We start from the raw sequence: 16,807 nt of genomic DNA, 5'->3' as shown, positions 1-16,807 counted from the left end.
TCGCATGGAGACTCCGGTGTTCGAGGAATTCGATCCCGCGAGCGACTGCGAATGCTCCGGCTGTGCCGTCCGGCGCCGTGCCGAGGCCGCCGCGGTCTCGTCACCCGGACCGGCCCGTCCCGCGGCGCGGGCGCTCGCGCTGGCGGCCGCGGCGGGCACCGTCCTCGGCGCGGGACACTCGGTGCCCGCGGTCGCCGTCGCCCACGCTCCCGCCAGGCCGGGCCTCCCGGTGGGCGACGAGCCGCCCGACACCCCCCAGGGCGAGAAGGCCCCGCTGCACGGCCCGGCGGGGAAACCGGAGCGTCCCGGTGCGCCCGCCGTGGTGGCCGTGCCGGCCACCACCCGGGCCGAGATCATCAACCGGGCGAACAAGTGGGTCGCGGCCGAGGTGCCGTACAACATGACCAAGTACTGGTCGGACGGGTACCGGCAGGACTGCTCGGGCTTCGTGTCGATGGCCTGGAACCTGCCCAGGAACGAATGGACGGGCAGTCTCCCCACCTTCGGCGTGCGCACGACCAAGGGGGCGCTGGAACCCGGGGACATCCTCCTCTTCCACAATCCGAGCAACCCCGAGAACGGCTCGCACGTGGTCGTCTTCGGCGGCTGGGCGGACTCCACGCACACGTACTACCTCGCGTACGAGCAGACCCGCCCGTACACCCGGAAGCTGTCGACCCCCTACGCGTACTGGAGCAACTCCGACCGCTATCTGGCGTACCGCTACAAGGGGCTGGCGGAAGGAGCGGCCGGCGAGCCGGGCCCGGCCGCGCCGGCGGATCCGGGCGGCTCCGACGGGAAGTCCTCGCGCTTCCCCGGGGCCGGGTACTTCGGACCGGGCGCGAACAACGCCCACGTCACGCGGCTGGGCCGGCTCCTGGTGGAGCGGGGCGGCGCCCGGTTCTACCGGACGGGGCCGGGCCCGCGCTGGTCGGACGCCGACCGGCTGGCCACTCAGGCCTTCCAGCGTGCCCAGGGCTGGAGCGGGGCGGGCGCCGACGGACTGCCGGGGCCGACGACCTGGTCGTACCTGGTGGGCAAGCGGGGCAGAGACATCCCGGCCGGGAGCCCGGGATCCACGACGCCGGACCCCTCCTCGCACGGGGTGCCCGGCTATCCGGGCCGGGCGCTGTTCCGGCCCGGGGCGGACAACGTCCACGTCACACGCCTCGGGCAGCAGCTGGTCAGGAAGGGGTTCGGCGCGCATTACACCAAGGGTCCGGGGCCGCGCTGGGGCGAGGCGGACCGGCGCAACGTCGAGGCGTTCCAGCGGGCCCAGGGCTGGCGGGGCGGCGCGGCCGACGGCTATCCGGGACCGGAGACCTGGCGACGGCTCTTCTCCTGACGCGTCCCCCGTGACGCACCACCCCCCACGCACCCGCTCGCCGCCCGGCGCGCCGGTGCACCCCCGTGCCGGTACGGCGGCATCCAGGCGGGCGCACCCCGGTGCCGGTACGGCCACATGCGTACGGGCGCACCCCCTGCCGGTACGGCGACATGCGTACGGGCGTACCCCTGTGCCGGTACGGCGACGCACCGGCGCGGTTCGTGACAACACTTCCAGGCGCGGAGGCATGGAGGCACGTATGACTACGACGACTTCACACACCCCGGAATCCGAGGGGGCGCCGTCCGGACCCCTGGAGGCGGTGGCCGAGGCCGTGCTGCGGCCGGCCCGGCTCATCCAGAACGAGGCGACCACCGAGATCCCCGTCCACCTGCTCTTCCGGGACGACCCCGACCCGGTGTCGGTGCCGGTCGCGCCCGCCGTGGTGGGACGCCGGCGCGGCACCGGCGAACAGCCGCGGGTGCGGCGCCCCGTACCGGCGCGGCCCCGGCCGGTCCCCGGGGTCGACCCGGAACTGGCCGAACGCCCGGCGCGGGTGCTGCCGGGAGCGGCGGGTGTGCTGGCCGGGGCGTGCGGGCTGGCCGGCTGCCTGGTCACCTCGTGGTGGGCGGGCGTGCTGCCCGCCGCCGCGCCCTCCCCCTTCCCGGGCCTTTCGGGCGCCGGGCTCGGCCCCGCGCAGTGGGCCGGATACGCCGGGGCCGGCGCGCTCGGCCTGTTCGGCTTCGGCGGGCTGGCCCGGGGCCGCACCGGGCGGGCCTGGGTGCTCGGCCTCTTCGGGCGCTACCGGGGCACGGTCCGGCGCACCGGCCTGATGTGGGTCAACCCGCTGGTGCTGCGCCGCCGGGTCGACGTGCGGCTGCGGCACTGGCGCAGCGAACCGATGTCCGCGGTCGACGTGAACGGGGTCGCGCTGCGGGTGGTGGCGCTCGTGGTGTGGCGGGTCAAGGACACCGCGCGCGCCACGCTCGGCGTCGAGGACCACGAGGCCTATCTGCGGGAGTGCGTGGAGGCGGCGCTGGCCCGGGTGCTCTCGCACCTGCCCGCCGACCGGCCGGGGACCGTCCGCGGCGGGTTCGGCGCGGACGGTCCGACCCTGCGCAACAGCGAGGCGGTCGGCGAGGCGCTGACCCGGCTGGTGGCCGCGGACACGGCGCCCGTCGGCCTGGAGGTGTTCTCGGTGCAGCCGACCCGGATCGAGTACGCCCCCGAGGTCGCGTCCCGGATGCAGCGGCGCCGGATCGCCGCGCTGGACGCCCAGCACCGCGACTCCGTACTCGCCTCGGTCGTCGACTCCGTCGAGGACACGGTGACCCGGCTGACCCTGCGAGGCCTGGTCGAACTCGACGACTACGAACGCAAGGCGCTGGTCAAGGACCTGACGGTGGCGTTCTGCACCGGGCGGACCGCGGACGCGACCTGAGCGGACGGCGACGAGCGGCACCGGTACGCGAACTGGCTCCGAGATTGGTATGGACATGTTCAACTACCGGCAATAATGTGGGACTTGGTCTAGACCTGCAACATCGCGGTGCGCGCGTACGGCTCACGGAACCTCCCCCATGTTCTCCAGGAGCGGCAGCATGCGAATACGGACGACCAAGAAGACGAAGTGGTACGCGGGCGCGGTCGGCCTCGCCACGGCCGGAACGCTGGTGCTCTCCAGCGCCGGCGCCAGCGGCCACGGCTACACCGACCTCCCCGTCAGCCGGCAGAAGCTCTGCCAGAACGGCACCGTGACCGGCTGCGGTGACATCCAGTGGGAGCCGCAGAGCGTCGAGGGCCCCAAGGGCTTCCCCGCGGGCGGGCCCGCCGACGGCCAGATCTGTTCGGCGGGTCACGGCAACTTCGGCGTGCTCAACCAGCCGACGAGGCCGGGCGGCGGCGCCTGGCCGACGACCCGGGTCACCGGCGGCCAGAGCTACACCTTCCGGTGGCAGTTCACGGCCATGCACGCCACGACCGACTTCAAGTACTACATCACCAAGAACGGCTGGAACCAGAACCACGCGCTCAGCCGCTCGGACCTGGACACCACGCCGTTCCTCACCGTCCCGTACAACAGCCAGCGTCCGCCGTCCACGCTCTCGCACAGCGGCACCGTCCCCGGCGGCCGGAGCGGTCACCACGTCATCCTCGCGGTGTGGACGGTCGCCGACACCGGGAACGCGTTCTACGCCTGCTCGGACGTCACCTTCTGACCCACGCGCGGCCCGGGCCGGGTCCGTGTGCGCGCCGCGACCGCCTCCGGTCGCGGCGCGCGACGTGGTGTCCGGGGCCACGGACGTCGCGGGCATCGTCATCTGACGACACGTCAGTTATGGTGCGCTGCCATGGGGTCCATGGGGCGTACCGTCGCGGAACTCGTGGGGGACCGGTGGGACGACCACCGGCCGGGACTGTGGTTCGAGGGCCGGTGGCTCAGTCACCACCAGGTGGCCGCGGGCGCGGCGGCGCGGGCGGCCCTGCTGGCCGAACTGCTGCCGCCGGGCGCGGAACCCCATGTGGGAGTCCTGCTCGACAACACCCCGGAGTACCCAATGTGGCTGAGCGCGGCCGCCCTCGCCCGGGCCGCCGTCGCCGGGGTCAACCCCACACGGCGCGGCCCCGAACTGGCCCGCGACATCCGCCACACCGACTGCCGCGTGCTGATCACCGAGCGCGCGCACCTGCCCCTGCTGGACGGCCTCGAACTCCCGGGCGTACGTGTCCTGGTGACCGACACCGACGCGTACTCCGCCCTGCTCGCCCCGTACGAGGGCGCCGGGCCCGACGCCTCCTCGGCCACCGCCGCCGACCGCCTCCTCCTGTACTTCACCTCCGGTTCGACCGGCGCCCCCAAGGCCGCGGTCTGCACCCAGGGGCGCCTGGCGGCCGCCGGCCGGTCACTGGCCGACCAGTTCGGGGCGGGCCGGGACGACGTCCACTACATCTGCATGCCGATGTTCCACGGCAACGCGGTGATCGCCGACTGGGCGCCCGCCCTCGCGGCCGGCGCCTGCGTCGCACTGCGCCGCCGCTTCTCCGCCTCCGGGTTCCTCACCGACGTACGGGCCTGCGGAGCCACCTACTTCACCTACGTCGGACGGGCCGTGCAGTACCTCCTGGCGACCCCGGCCCGTCCCGACGACCGCGACAACCCGCTGCGCCTCGGCTTCGGCACGGAGGCGGGCGCCGTCGACGCGGCGGCCTTCGAACGCCGCTTCGGCGTACGGCTCGTGGAGGGCTACGGCTCCTCGGAGGGCGGCGCGGCGATCCGGCGGACCCCCGGCACGCCGCCCGGCGCCGTCGGACGGGCGGCACCCGGTGACGACCTCGCGGTGGTCGACCCCCGCACCCGCGAGGAGTGCCCGGCGGCCCGGTTCGCCGACGACGGGCGGCTGCTCAACGGGTCAGCGGCAATAGGGGAGTTGGTGAACCGCGGCCGCAACCCCTTCGAGGGGTACTGGCGCAACCCCGACGCGGACCGGGCCAGGCGGCACGACGGCTGGTACTGGACGGGCGACCTCTTCTACCGCGACGCGGACGGCTACCTGTACTTCGCGGGCCGCACCGACGACCGGCTGCGCGTCGACAGCGAGAACCTGGCCGCCGCGACGATCGAGAACATCCTCGCCCGGTACCCGGACGCCACCGCCGTCGCGGTCCACGCGGTGCCGGACCCGGTGGCGGGCGACCAGGTGATGGCGACGCTCGCCCTGCGCCGCGGCGCCGCCTCCTTCGACCCGGCCGCCTTCGCCGCGTTCCTGCTCGCCCAGCCGGACCTCGGCACCAAGATGGCCCCCCGCTTCGTCCGGACCGCGGACCGGATGCCGGTCACCGCCACCAGCAAGATCCATCGGGCGGCGCTGCGACGCGAGGGCTTCCGGTGCCAGGACCCCGTCTGGTGGCGGCCGCCGGGGGAGCGCGCCTACCGCCGGCTGCGGGAGCCGGACGTGGAGCGGCTGGAGGCGGAGTACCGGGCCCGCGGCCGGGAGGAACTGCTGCGCGGACGGACGCCCGGGCCGCACCGGGGGTAGGTCTGGCCCCACCCCCGGTACGCCCGCTGCGCGTATGGTCGCCGGCCTGCGGCGCCGCCTACCGTGACCCCATGACCAGCAGCCTTCACCGGGACGCCGTACGCGCGTTCGCCTACCTCGTCACCGGCGTGCTGATCGGCGTACCGCTCCTGGCGGCCCTGCTGGTGCTCGCCGTCACGGGCGTCGCGCTCACCCCCCTGCTCGCGGGCCTGCCCCTGCTGGTGCTGCTCGCCCTCTCCGGCGTGCCCGTCGGAATCCTGGAACGCCGACGGCTGCGCCTAATCGACCCGGCACCCGTACTCCCGCCGGGCCGTGCGACCCCGCACCGCACCCCCGTCGAACCCGGCCTCGCCGCCTGGGCCCGGCTGCGGCTGACCGAGCTGGCGACCTGGCGCGAACTGGCGTACACCGTCCTCTTCGCGGTCGTCCTGTGGCCGCTCGACCTGCTCGTCCTGACCTTCGCGGTCGTCTTCCCCGGGGCCGTGGCCGGGGCACCGGTACAGCTCGCGCTCACCGGCGGGGACACCCGCGTCGCCAAGCTGTGGCTCATCGACGGGTACGGCCCGGCGGCCGTCTGCGCCGTCGCGGGCGCCGTACTCCTGCTGCTCCTGCTGTGGCCCCTCGACCGGTACGCGCGGGCCCGCGCCGCGCTCGCCCGGCTGCTGCTCGCCCCGCGCGAGGCGGAGCGCCGGCTGGCGGAGGTGACCCGGTCACGGGCCCGGCTGGTCGACGCCTTCGAGGCGGAGCGCCGCCGGATCGAACGGGACCTGCACGACGGCGCGCAGCAGCGGCTGGTGGCACTGAGCATGAGACTGGGCCTGCTGCGCCTCGACGCGCCCGAGGAGCTGGCCGCCGGGCTCGACGCCGCCCACCACGAGGCGGACCGGGTCCTCGGCGAGCTGCGGGACCTGATCCACGGCATCCATCCGCAGGTGCTCGCCGACTACGGGCTCGCGGACGCGATCGCCGACGCCGCCGACCGGTCCGCCGTCCCCGTGGAGGTGACGGCCGAACTGCCCCGCTTCGCCGATGCCGTCGAGTCCGCCGCGTACTTCGCGGTGCGGGAGGCGCTCACGAACGTGGGCCGGCACAGCGGGGCCGCGCTGGCCCGCGTCACCGGCCAGTACGCCCGGGGGCGGCTGCGGGTGGAGGTGCGGGACGACGGACGGGGCGGCGCCGACCCGGCCCGGGGCACCGGGCTCACCGGTCTCGCCGACCGGCTCGCGGTCCTCGGTGGGACACTGGCCGTCACGAGCCCGGCCGGCGGGCCGACCGTCCTGTCTCTGGAGATACCGTGCCTGCCGCGCTGAGAGTCGTGCTCGCCGAGGACAGCGTGCTGCTGCGCGAGGGGCTCGTGGGGGTGCTGACCCGGTTCGGGCACGAGGTGGTCGCCGCGGTCGGGGACGCGGACTCCCTGCGGGAGGCGGTGGCGGTCCACGCGCCCGGGCTCGTCGTCACGGACGTACGGATGCCGCCCGGCTTCCAGGACGAGGGGCTGCGCGCGGCCCTGGCCCTGCGCGCGGACGATCCGGGGCTGCCGGTCCTGGTGCTCAGCCAGTACGTCCAGCGGGCCTACGCCGCCGAACTCCTCGACACCGGGGACGGCACCGGCGTCGGCTATCTGCTCAAGGACCGGATCGGTCGGGTCGAGCAGTTCGCGCGGGCGGTGGTGCGGGTCGCGGCCGGCGGCACGGTCGTCGACCCCGAGGTCGTACGGCAGCTGCTGCGGCGGCGGCGCGATCCGCTGGCGGCGCTGACGCCCCGGGAGCGGGAGGTGCTCGCTCTGGTGGCGGAGGGCAGGTCGAACGGGGCGATCGCACGGGAGCTGGTCGTCACCGAGGCCGCCGTGGGCAAGCACATCGGGAACATCCTGGCCAAGCTCGGCCTGCCGCCGGCACAGGACACCCACCGCCGGGTCCTGGCGGTGCTTGCCTACCTCCGGGGCTGAAACGGTGAGGGCGGGGGGGGGGGGGGGGGGGCGCGGCCGCCCCCCCCCCCCCCCCCCCCCCCGCCCCCCCCCCCCCCCCCACCACCGTGCGCCGCCAGGGACTCGAACCCCGGACCCGCTGATTAAGAGTCAGCTGCTCTAACCAACTGAGCTAGCGGCGCGTGACTCCCGCCTCCCGCTCTCGCGGGGCGGCGACAGGAAAAATAATACCTGGTCCCGCGGGGTGGTTTCGACCACCCCGCGGCGGGCCGGGCGGCCGGGATCCGGGCGTCAGAGGGCCAGGGACAGGAGCACCGGGGCCGCGCCGCGGTTCAGGGTGTCCGCGGCCCGGCGGAGCCGGTGCGCGTGCTCGAGGGGCAGGGAGAGTGCGAGGCAGCCGACGGACGAGCCCGCGGTGATGGGGACGGCCGCGCAGACCGTGCCGACCGCGTACTCCTGGAGGTCGAGCACCGGCACCGTGGGCGGCTGGGCGTCCAGCCGGCTGAGCAGCACCCGCTCGCTGGTGATCGTGCGCGAGGTCAGGCGGGCCATCTTGTGGCGGGAGAGGTGGTCGCGGCGCCCGTTGAGATCCAGCTGCCCCAGCAGGCTCTTGCCGACCGCGCTGGCGTGCGCGGAGGAGCGGAAGTCCACCCACTCGTTGACCGCGGGCGCCGTCGGCCCCTGCGCGCACTGGGTGACGTGCACCTCGCCGTCGATGTAACGGCTGATGTAGACGGCGGCGCCCAGTGAGTCGCGCAGCCGGTCGAGGGTGTGCTGGAGCTTCTCCCGCAGGGCCTGGTCGCGGCCGTGCGCGGAGCTGAGCCTGCCGAGGGCGGCGCCCGCGACGTAGGCGCCGTCGGTGACCTGCTCGACGTAGCCCTCCCGGCGCAGCATCAGCAGGAGCGTGGTCAGGCGCTCCGTGCCGAGGCCGGTCAGGCGGGCCAGCCGGGTGCAGGTGACACCCGTCGGACGGCCCGCCACCGTCTCCAGGACACGCAGGGCGTCCTGGGCCGAGTGGTGTGGTGCGGTCGGCTCGTTCATCAGCGCCACGGTTTCCCCCTGCGCTTTCGGCCCCGTCTCGGAACAGAACGAGCCCGGGAAGCGGGCTCACTCCACGATAACCACCAAAACGCCCGCGGTGGGCGTCCGTTGGCGAGATTGACGGCGCGTTCCCCGTCCCTCAGCAGCAACGCGCCCCTCTGGCATATGCCACTGTCACCGTCGCCCGTCATGCTCCGCAGCGTGGACCTCTCGGTTCGCCCCGTTCACTCCTCGCGGTCCCGGGGTGGCGCTGCGGAATTCCCGTGGCAGGTCGTACTCCGGGCGCCGGAGATCTTCTCCGGGTTCCCGGACGTCAGTGCCCGGGCACGTACCCGCGCTGCTTGTCGACCACGTTCCGCAGCGGCCTCCCCGCCGCCCAGCGTTCGAACAGCTCCACGAACTGCGTACCGAGTTCGTCCCGCCAACCGACCGTGTCCCCGCTCATGTGCGGCGACACGATCAGTCCCGGCACGTTCCACAGCGGGCTGTCCGGGCCGAGCGGCTCGTGCCGGAAGACGTCCAGGGCCGCGCCCGCGATCCACCGCTTCCGCAGCGCCTCGGCGAGCGCGTCCTCGACGACGAGCGCGCCGCGCCCCACGTTGATGAAGCGCGCCGACGGCTGCATCACCCCGAACCGCCGCGTGTCGAACATGCCGTACGTGGCCTCGGTCAACGGCGCCGCGGACACCACCCAGTCGGCCCGCGCCATCAGCCGGTCCAGATCGTCCGGGCCGTGGACGCCGGTCCGCGGCACCCGGCCGACCAGCGCGGTGGTGACGCCGAGTGCCCTGAGGGTCGTCACGATCGCCCGCCCGATCGGGCCGGAACCCACCACGCACGCCCGGGTGCCCGCCACCCGCTGCGTCTCGCGGTGGCGCCACTCCCGCTCGTGCTGCAGCGCCCACGTGCGCGGCAGGTCCTTGGCCATCGCGAGGACGAGCGCGGCGACGTACTCGGCGACCGGCTGGTCGAAGACACCGCGCGCGTTGGTCACCACCGTGTCGCAGGCGACGAGTTCGGGGCACATGAGGTGGTCCACACCGGCGCTCGCCGTGTGCACCCAGCGCGGGCGCGGGCCCTCGCCGGGCCAGGCGCGGCGCACCGCGTGCGAGGTGAAGTCCCACACCAGCAGTACGTCCGCCCGTGGCAGCCGCTCGGCCAGCGTGGACTCGTCGGCGTGCTCGATCCGCACCCGGCCGGTGAGCCGGCCGAGGCGGGGGAGCGGCTCGGCGTCGAGGACGAGAAGGGTCGCTTCGGACCGGCCGCCGGACGTCGAGGAGAGACCGTTTCGCAAGGCGCGTCCGCTTCGCTGGGAGGGAAAGAGGAAGGGAGGGTGGGCCGCGGGCGTCCGAGATGCGCGGACCGACCACGCTCGCACCCGGACCCCCCTTCGTCAACAGGGGCCCCGCACGGTCCGTCTCGAACGACCGCACCCGGCGCCCCTCGTCAGCGGCGGGAACACCCCCGGGGCGGAACACCTCCGGGGCCGGCCCCGGGACCGGCACCGTGCCCTACGGGAATAAGCGGGGACACCCTCCTGTTAGCACTCCGCGTACAGCGTGACGTACCGAGCAGGAGGCACCCCGGTGACAGAGACGGACGACATCCGAGGCAGGGCGCAGGGCACCGCCCCGGTACCCCTCTCCGTACTGGACCTGGTGACGGTCGGCGCGGGCCGGACCGCGACCGACGCCCTCCGCACCAGCGTCGACATCTCCCGCCTCGCGGAATCCCGCGGCTTCCACCGCTACTGGGTGGCCGAACACCACTCCATGCCGGGCGTGGCCTCGTCCTCGCCTGCCGTGATCCTCGCCCACCTCGCCGCCCACACGCACCGCATCCGCCTGGGCTCGGGCGGCGTGATGCTCCCGAACCACGCGCCGCTGGTGATCGCGGAGCAGTTCGGCACGCTGGAGGCGATGGCGCCGGGCCGCGTCGACCTCGGCCTCGGCCGGGCACCCGGCACGGACGGCGCCACCGCGGCGGCCCTGCGCCGCACGGACCGGCTGAACGAAGGCGCCGACGACTTCCCCGAACAGCTCGCCGAGCTGACCCGCTTCCTGGACGACGACTTCCCCGACGGCCACCCGTACGCCCGCATCCACGCGGTCCCCGGCCCGGTCCAGTCGACCTCGCCCGGCGGAGTGCAGTCCCCGCACCGGCCCCCGGTCTGGCTCCTCGGCTCCTCCGGCTTCAGCGCCCGTCTCGCCGGCGTCCTCGGCCTCCCGTTCGCCTTCGCGCACCACTTCTCGGCCCACAACACCATCCCGGCCCTCGACCTCTACCGCGAGTCCTTCCGGCCGAGCGCGGTGCTGGACGCGCCGTACGCACTCATCGGGGTCTCCGCCCTCGCCACGGACGACGAGAGGGAGGCCCGCCGCCAGGTCCTGGCCGCCGCCCTGAACATGGTCCGGCTGCGCACCGGCCGCCCCGGTCTCGTCCCGACACCCGAGGAGGCGGAGGCGTACGACTTCTCGCCCATGGAGCGGGAGTTCGTCGACAGCTGGAACGCCAACGTCGTCCACGGCACCGCCGACGAGGTGCGGGCCGGCCTCGACGACCTCCAGAAGCGCACCGGCGCCGACGAGTTGATGATCACGGGCAACGCGCACAGCGGCGAGCTGCGCCTGCGCTCCTACGAACTGATCGCGGACGCCTACGGTTTGCCGGCGCCCGCCTGAACGGCCGGTGACGCCAGCAGCTCGGAGATGCGCTCCGGTGCCACCGGACGGGAGTAGAGCCACCCCTGCCCGGTGTCGCAGCCGATTCCGCGCAGTCGGGTGGCCTGCGCGGACGTCTCCACGCACTCGGCGGTGACCGTCAGGCCCAGCCGGTGCGCGAGTTGGACGAGGGCCTCGACGATGACCTCGTCGGCGGAGTCGGAATGGCCGTCCGCGCCGTCGAGGGTCTCGTACTGGAAGCTGCGGACGAAGGAGCCGTCGAGCTTCAGGACCGAGACCGGCAGCCGGCTGAGGTACGCCAGGTTCGAGTAGCCGGTGCCGAAGTCGTCGATGGCGATCCGTACGCCCATGTCGCTGAGCGCCTGCAGCGCCTGGAGCGGACGCCCGGCCGAGCCCATCACCGCGGACTCCGTCAGCTCCAACTGAAGCAGGTGCGGTGGGAGTTGGGTCTCCGCGAGGATCTGCGCCACGTCCGCGACCAGGTCGGAGTCCCACACCTGGCGCACGGCCACGTTCACGCTGACGAAGATCGGGTCCGTGTCCGGATGGTCCAGCTGCCAGCGCCGCGCCTGCCGGCAGGCGGTCGCCAGCACCCACCGGCCCAGCTGCACGATCGAACCGTCCTCCTCGGCCAGACCGATGAACCGATTCGGCGTCAGCATCCCGAACTGCGGGTGGTTCCAGCGCACCAGCGCCTCCACCCCGCGCACCCCGCCGTCCTCCATGCTCACCAACGGCTGGTATTCGAGTGTGAATTCGCCGCGGTCCACGGCCGGGCGCAGGGTGGAGGACAGGGCCTGGCGCGTCATGCGGTGTGCGTTGCGCTCCGGGTCGAAGAGCGTCCAGCGCGACTTGCCGTCGGCCTTCGCCCAGTACAGCGTCGTGTCCGCGGCCTGCATCAGCCCGGTCGCCGTGGTCCCCGCCGCACGGCGCTCCACGACGCCGATGGACGCCGACACCGACAGTCGCCGGCCGGACAGGTCGAAGGGGACCTCCAGCGCCTTCAGTACGGACTCGGCGAGGTCGGCGAGCTGTTCGGTGCCGGTGGAGTCCTCGACCAGCAGCGCGAACTCGTCGCCGCCGAGCCTGGCCACCAGGGGCGTGGCGGCCCGCGCGTGGCCCGCCTGTTCGGCGCAGCGCGTCAGACGTTCGGCCACGGCCCCCAGCAGCCGGTCGCCGACCCGGTGGCCGAGGGTGTCGTTGACCGCCTTGAACCCGTCGAGGTCCAGGTAGCACAGCCCGATCCGGCCGGTGCCGCCCTCCTCGTACGCGTCCGTCTCCAGCGCGGCCGTGAGGCGCTCGAAGAACAGGGTGCGGTTGGGCAGCCGGGTCACGGGGTCGTGCATCTGCAAGTGGCGCAGCCGCGCCTGGAGTTCACGGCGTGAGCTGATGTCGGCGACCGACATCAGGACGGCCTCCTCCCCGGGCAGCGGGGTCACCGTCACCTGGACCCAGAGGGAGTGCCCGTCGGGGTGCCTGATCCGGCGCGTGCAGCGCAGCCGCGCCTGCCGGCCGCGCAGCACCTCGCGGTACGCGTGCCAGGTGCGGGCGTCGGACGCCAGGTCCACCAGGTCGGAGGCGGTCCGCCCGTCGAGCGAGGCCGAGCCGGTGCCCAGCAGCAGGCCGAGCGTCTCGTTGGCGGTGACGATCACGTCCCCGCGGTCGACGACGGCCATGGCGAGGGGGGCGGCGGCGAAGGCGGCACCGCGGGTGCGGCCCGGCAGAGGGGAGGGCCCGGTGCCGGGTGCCGCGTCGGTGAGGGGCTGGGGATGCTCCCGGTGGACCTCCCCGGAGACGGGGCCCGGGGGTGCTCCGTCGGACGGATGCGGCGACATCACCGTACGAGAAGGTGTGTCGATGTGACGCTCTGTGACAGCCCGCCGGACGAAGTCCGCCGCGGGCGCCGGCCCTTCGGAGGTTCCGCTCACCGCTCGCTCCCGCAGTGCACTCGATCTTCGTATAAGTCTCGTCGGGGTACTCGGCCGAACGGGGGACGGCCGCACAAGCCGGGCCCGTGCAGGAAAGTGTGCCGATCATAGAGGTTGCCCCCGGGGCCTTCCAGCCACCGTGCGGCGTCCGGGAACGGGCACCCCTGCTGGCAGATCGTTTCTGCCCGCCCCTGGCCAGCTTCCTTACCGAGTCGATCGCTTGTGACGGTCCGTGAGTGCTCGGGGGTGTCGCCGTCGGAGCACTCTCACTCTTCTGGTGCAGACAAACAGGGCGTAGCACTACAAATACCCACAGGCTGGGTGCGGTGTCCTGACAACCGCATCCGGAGGTCGATGTGCCGCGTCCGCTGCCACTGAAGGGGCTCACCCGCGAGGCCCTGAAGGGACTCGCCCGGGACGGGGCGCCCCGGTTGCGCAGTACCGCCGCCGCGTTCACCTCGATGACCGCGCTGGCCGCGACCTCCCTGGTCACCGCGCCCGCGCTCGCCGAACCGCTCGCGGCGCCGTGCGTCCTGAGGCGGACCCCGGCGCACCACTCGGAGGGCGTCGACACCTGGAACGCCTCCTATCCGCGCCCCACCCGCGCCCTCGACGCGGTCATGGTGTTCCTTTCTTTCCCCGATTCGGCCCCCATGACCACACCCGACGAACTCACCGCCGACTATTTCCCGGACACGACCCGCTTCTTCGAACGTGCCTCCTACGGCAAGTTCACGCTGCGCCCGCATCCGCAGCACCGGTGGATCCGGATGCCGCGTGCCTCCACCGCGTACGCCATACGGCGCGACTGGAACGCGGCACACCGGGGCGCCTACCTCCGCGACGCCCTCAGGGCGGCCGACGGCCAAATCGACTTCTCGCGGTACGACATCGTCTACTTCGTGGCCGATCCGGACGCGCCGGGCGTCGACTCGGACGCGACGAAGGTGGTCAACCTCGACACCCCGCTGCGCGCGGACGGCAAGGAGATCCGGCGCGTGGTCACGGTCTTCGAGAAACACCCGCCGGACCGCCTGGTCCTCGCCCACGAGACGGGTCACGTCTTCGATCTGCCCGACCTCTATCACCGCCCCACGGACGGCAAGGGCGACTGGGACACGCACGTCGGCGACTGGGACCTCATGGGCAGTCAGTTCGGCCTCTCACCCGACCTGTTCGGCTGGCACAAGTGGAAGCTGGGCTGGCTGGACCCGCACCAGGTCACCTGCGTCAAGGGCTCCGGCAGCACCCGCCTCACCCTCGAACCGCTGTCCACGGGACCGGCGGAGACGGCGGCCGCGGGCCCACCGGTGACGGAGGCCGCCGAGTCCGGGACGCCGGGCTCCGGGGGTGTCCCGCCCCGGCCCGCCGGGCGCATCCCGGGATCCGGCGACCAGGCTCCGGCGGCGGCGGCGGAGGCGGAGGCGGACGCGGGCGCGGGCTCGGGCAGCTCAGGCGCGGGCAGCTCGGGAGCGGGCCGACGGTCCCTGGTGTCGGGCGCTCAGCCCGTCGGTTCCGGCGGGCGGATCGTCGGCTCGTCCGAGCGGCCGATCGGTTCCGGCATACCGGCCGTCGGCCTGGGCGCGCGCACCCTGGGCACGGGACGCGGCACGAAGCTCGCCGTGGTCCGCACGGGCCCGGACAGCGCGCTCGGCATCGAGGTGCGCGCCCCGGCGGGCAACGACGGCTCGACCTGTACGCAGGGCGTCCTCGTGTACCGCGTGCGCAGTCAGACCGAGTCCGGCAGCGGCCCCATCGAGGTGCTCGACGCGCATCCCCGCTCCGAGGGCTGCTGGGGAGACTCGGTCTACCCGCCGCTGGCGGACGCCCCGGTCGGAGTCGGCGAGAGCTTCACCGTGCCGGGCGAGAACGTCAGTGTCGAGGTGGAGGACCGCACGGCGTCGGGCTCCTGGACGGTGAAGATCACGCCTCATTGAGCCCGGCCGCGAAGACGATCGCGACAACGATCGCGAAGGTACTCGGGAAAACAACGATGGCGAGACAGATTCGCGTTTCCACGAACTTGTCTCGCCATCGCCAACGTGCGCCGCCAGGGACTCGAACCCCGGACCCGCTGATTAAGAGTCAGCTGCTCTAACCAACTGAGCTAGCGGCGCCTGCTGACGTCGTAGACCTTAGCACCCTGATCGGCGGGAGGAAAAATCGATATCCGCACCGCAGCGGAGGCGGCCGCGCGGGCCGCCCGGACCGCCGCCCAGAGCAGAACCTCGGGCCCGGGGAGCCAGGGCCCGCGGGTGTCGGGAGCCACGAGCCAGCGGGATTCCGGCCGGTCAGGGGCACTCTCGGCCGGCGCCGCGGACAGGGCGGGCACGGTCACGGCGTCGCCCGTGCCGTGGCACAGCAGCGGCGGAATCGCGCCGCACCGGCCGGGCCTCCCGTCCGCCCGGGAGCCCCAGTCCTCCCACCGGAGGAGGGACGGCAGCCGCTGCGCAGTGCCGGGCGCCGCGAACAGGAGCATCCGTCCGCGGTACGCGGCCACCGGACCCGAACCGGGGCCCTCGTCCCGCAGCCGGCCGAGCATTCGCCGTCCGAAGATCGCGGGGGCATTGACGACGTCGAAGGCGGTGCCGCAGGGCAGGACGACCGGGGCGCCGGGCCGCTCCTCCCAGAGTGCGAGGGTGCTGCGCGGGTGCGTGCCTGCGGAGGCCAGCCAGGCGGCTCCCTCCGCGGTGACGCCCGATACGTCGGAGGTGACGCCCGGGGCGTCGAAGCGGCCGGAGGGCGGCGCGGCCACGCCGGAGCCGTGCGGGGACGTGCCTGCGAGGTTCCGTGAGCTGCTCATGCCGTCAAGATCTACCCGGTGTGAGCGTTCCGTTCCGGAGAGTTGCCGAAAGTCCGGACAGGGGGCCGGGGAGGGGAGTATCTTGCCCGCCTGGCATATGCCAGTCAGCCTTGAGGCCGGACCGGACCACCGGACCAACGGACCTCGTGCACCGCGCCTCGCGCACGGCGTGCCGTGCACCGCGCCTCGCGCACCGCGTGCCCGTGCTCGGGCGACCGGGGGCGCGTGCCCGTGCGGGGCTTCCGGCGGCGCGGGGCCGGGGCTCAGGCGTGGTCGCCGATCCCGTGCCCGTGGCTGCGGCCGCTTCCGTCCGTACCGCTGCGCAGCAGGTCGCGGCCGAACTCGACCATCTTCTTCGCGTAGTCCTCGGTCCACTGGGCGCGCTCGGCGATGGCGGCGGTCGTCAGCCGGTCGAAGCGGCGCGGGTCGGCGAGCTGGGCGGCGGCGATGGCCTGGAACTCCACGGCACGGTCGGCCGCGGCACGGAACGCCTGGGTCAGCTCCGTGGCCCGCGCGAGCAGGGCCCGCGGGTCGTCTATCGACTCCAGGTCGAAGAAGTGCTCCGGGTCGCCGGCGGCCTCCGCCGGCTCGAAGAGCAGGGGCGCGGGGCGTAGCTGCGGTTCGTTCCGACGCGGCGTGGGCTCCGCCATGTCTTCTCCTCCTCGTACGGTTCCGGTGCCCCGCGTCCGGCGCGGGCCACCGTCCATTGTCCCCTGCCGGTGCAAGAGGGCCCCGGGGCAAGCGGCCTCGGTCACGGGCGCCGGCTCCCGCGCGACCCCGGGGTGGCGGCCAGGGTCAGGGTCGCCAGGCCACCCGGTGTTCCGAGAGGCGGGCCAGGACCGCGTGGTTGGCCTCCCAGCCGTCGGGGCTGCAACCGTGGGCCGCCTGCGGCGGCGTGCCGGACTCCGTCCGTCGGAGGGGGCGGCGTCTCGCTGATCGCCTGCCCGTGAGGGCGCCGGAGGGGCGGTCAGGGTCGCCAGGCCACCCGGTGTTCCGAGAGGCGGGCCAGGACCGCGTGGTTGGCCTCCCAGCCGTCGGGGCTGCAACCGTGGGCCGCCTGCGG

General features: G+C 74.0%; 13 protein-coding genes and 2 tRNA genes. 8 read left to right on the top strand and 7 right to left on the bottom strand.

Annotation, left to right across the window (positions count from 1 at the left end):
• Window positions 1-4 precede the first annotated feature (4 nt).
• The 6 genes from ACFYP4_RS07475 to ACFYP4_RS07450 all read left to right on the top strand — a co-directional run bounded on the left by ACFYP4_RS07475 (window position 5) and on the right by ACFYP4_RS07450 (window position 7,312).
• Entirely contained in the window at window positions 5-1,345 is a 1,341-nt protein-coding gene (locus ACFYP4_RS07475) for a peptidoglycan-binding protein (protein ID WP_388783588.1), read from the top strand.
• A gap of 241 nt (window positions 1,346-1,586) precedes the next feature.
• Window positions 1,587-2,768, top strand: a complete 1,182-nt coding sequence (locus ACFYP4_RS07470) for an SPFH domain-containing protein (protein WP_358851327.1) — start codon at window positions 1,587-1,589, stop codon at window positions 2,766-2,768.
• A 160-nt stretch (window positions 2,769-2,928) separates the two neighbouring features.
• Complete coding sequence (locus tag ACFYP4_RS07465) at window positions 2,929-3,546, top strand: lytic polysaccharide monooxygenase (RefSeq protein WP_388783585.1); 618 nt, start codon at window positions 2,929-2,931, stop codon at window positions 3,544-3,546.
• 132 nt (window positions 3,547-3,678) lie between these two features.
• The gene (locus tag ACFYP4_RS07460; protein ID WP_388783582.1) at window positions 3,679-5,364 is read left to right on the top strand and encodes a long-chain-fatty-acid--CoA ligase; all 1,686 of its coding nucleotides are present in this window, start codon (window positions 3,679-3,681) and stop codon (window positions 5,362-5,364) included.
• A gap of 71 nt (window positions 5,365-5,435) precedes the next feature.
• Complete coding sequence (locus ACFYP4_RS07455) at window positions 5,436-6,674, top strand: sensor domain-containing protein (protein ID WP_388783579.1); 1,239 nt, start codon at window positions 5,436-5,438, stop codon at window positions 6,672-6,674.
• On the top strand, window positions 6,659-7,312 hold the full coding sequence (locus tag ACFYP4_RS07450) for a LuxR C-terminal-related transcriptional regulator (protein WP_388783576.1): 654 nt from the start codon (window positions 6,659-6,661) through the stop codon (window positions 7,310-7,312). Before ACFYP4_RS07455 ends, ACFYP4_RS07450 begins: the two co-directional genes overlap by 16 nt.
• Before the next feature lie 87 nt (window positions 7,313-7,399).
• Here the strand turns inward: ACFYP4_RS07450 and ACFYP4_RS07445 are convergent.
• The 3 genes from ACFYP4_RS07445 to ACFYP4_RS07435 all read right to left on the bottom strand — a co-directional run bounded on the left by ACFYP4_RS07445 (window position 7,400) and on the right by ACFYP4_RS07435 (window position 9,626).
• Window positions 7,400-7,473 (bottom strand) — tRNA-Lys (locus ACFYP4_RS07445).
• A 109-nt stretch (window positions 7,474-7,582) separates the two neighbouring features.
• On the bottom strand, window positions 7,583-8,341 hold the full coding sequence (locus ACFYP4_RS07440; protein ID WP_358855942.1) for an IclR family transcriptional regulator C-terminal domain-containing protein: 759 nt from the start codon (window positions 8,339-8,341) through the stop codon (window positions 7,583-7,585).
• Window positions 8,342-8,645: 304 nt separating this feature from the next.
• Window positions 8,646-9,626 carry a D-2-hydroxyacid dehydrogenase gene (locus ACFYP4_RS07435; RefSeq protein WP_358855941.1) on the bottom strand — a complete coding sequence of 327 codons (981 nt, stop codon included), beginning with the start codon at window positions 9,624-9,626 and terminating at the stop codon, window positions 8,646-8,648.
• Window positions 9,627-9,918: 292 nt separating this feature from the next.
• Here ACFYP4_RS07435 and ACFYP4_RS07430 point away from each other — a divergent pair, with 292 nt between their 5' ends.
• Window positions 9,919-11,013 (top strand): LLM class flavin-dependent oxidoreductase, encoded by a 1,095-nt coding sequence (locus ACFYP4_RS07430; RefSeq protein WP_358855940.1) that lies wholly within the window; start codon window positions 9,919-9,921, stop codon window positions 11,011-11,013.
• Here the strand turns inward: ACFYP4_RS07430 and ACFYP4_RS07425 are convergent.
• Window positions 10,989-12,941: a putative bifunctional diguanylate cyclase/phosphodiesterase gene (locus ACFYP4_RS07425; RefSeq protein WP_388783572.1), complete on the bottom strand. Its 1,953-nt coding sequence runs from the start codon at window positions 12,939-12,941 to the stop codon at window positions 10,989-10,991. The genes ACFYP4_RS07430 and ACFYP4_RS07425 overlap by 25 nt on opposite strands.
• Before the next feature lie 356 nt (window positions 12,942-13,297).
• Here ACFYP4_RS07425 and ACFYP4_RS07420 point away from each other — a divergent pair, with 356 nt between their 5' ends.
• Complete coding sequence (locus ACFYP4_RS07420; protein WP_358855938.1) at window positions 13,298-14,878, top strand: M6 family metalloprotease domain-containing protein; 1,581 nt, start codon at window positions 13,298-13,300, stop codon at window positions 14,876-14,878.
• Between the two features lie 106 nt (window positions 14,879-14,984).
• Here ACFYP4_RS07420 and ACFYP4_RS07415 read toward each other — a convergent pair.
• From ACFYP4_RS07415 to ACFYP4_RS07405, 3 genes are all read right to left on the bottom strand, one after another.
• Window positions 14,985-15,058: transfer RNA gene (locus ACFYP4_RS07415), tRNA-Lys, on the bottom strand.
• Window positions 15,049-15,744, bottom strand: coding sequence for a bifunctional DNA primase/polymerase (locus ACFYP4_RS07410; RefSeq protein WP_358855937.1), 696 nt, complete (start codon window positions 15,742-15,744; stop codon window positions 15,049-15,051). Before ACFYP4_RS07410 ends, ACFYP4_RS07415 begins: the two co-directional genes overlap by 10 nt.
• Before the next feature lie 263 nt (window positions 15,745-16,007).
• On the bottom strand, window positions 16,008-16,394 hold the full coding sequence (locus ACFYP4_RS07405) for a hypothetical protein (RefSeq protein ID WP_388783568.1): 387 nt from the start codon (window positions 16,392-16,394) through the stop codon (window positions 16,008-16,010).
• Between the last annotated feature and the right edge of the window lie 413 nt (window positions 16,395-16,807).

The organism is Streptomyces sp. NPDC005551, assembly GCF_042871785.1.
Classification (GTDB): Bacteria; Actinomycetota; Actinomycetes; order Streptomycetales; family Streptomycetaceae; genus Streptomyces.
The sequence above is the reverse complement of the archived record's forward strand: the minus strand, read 5'-3'. Positions and strand labels throughout refer to the sequence as shown.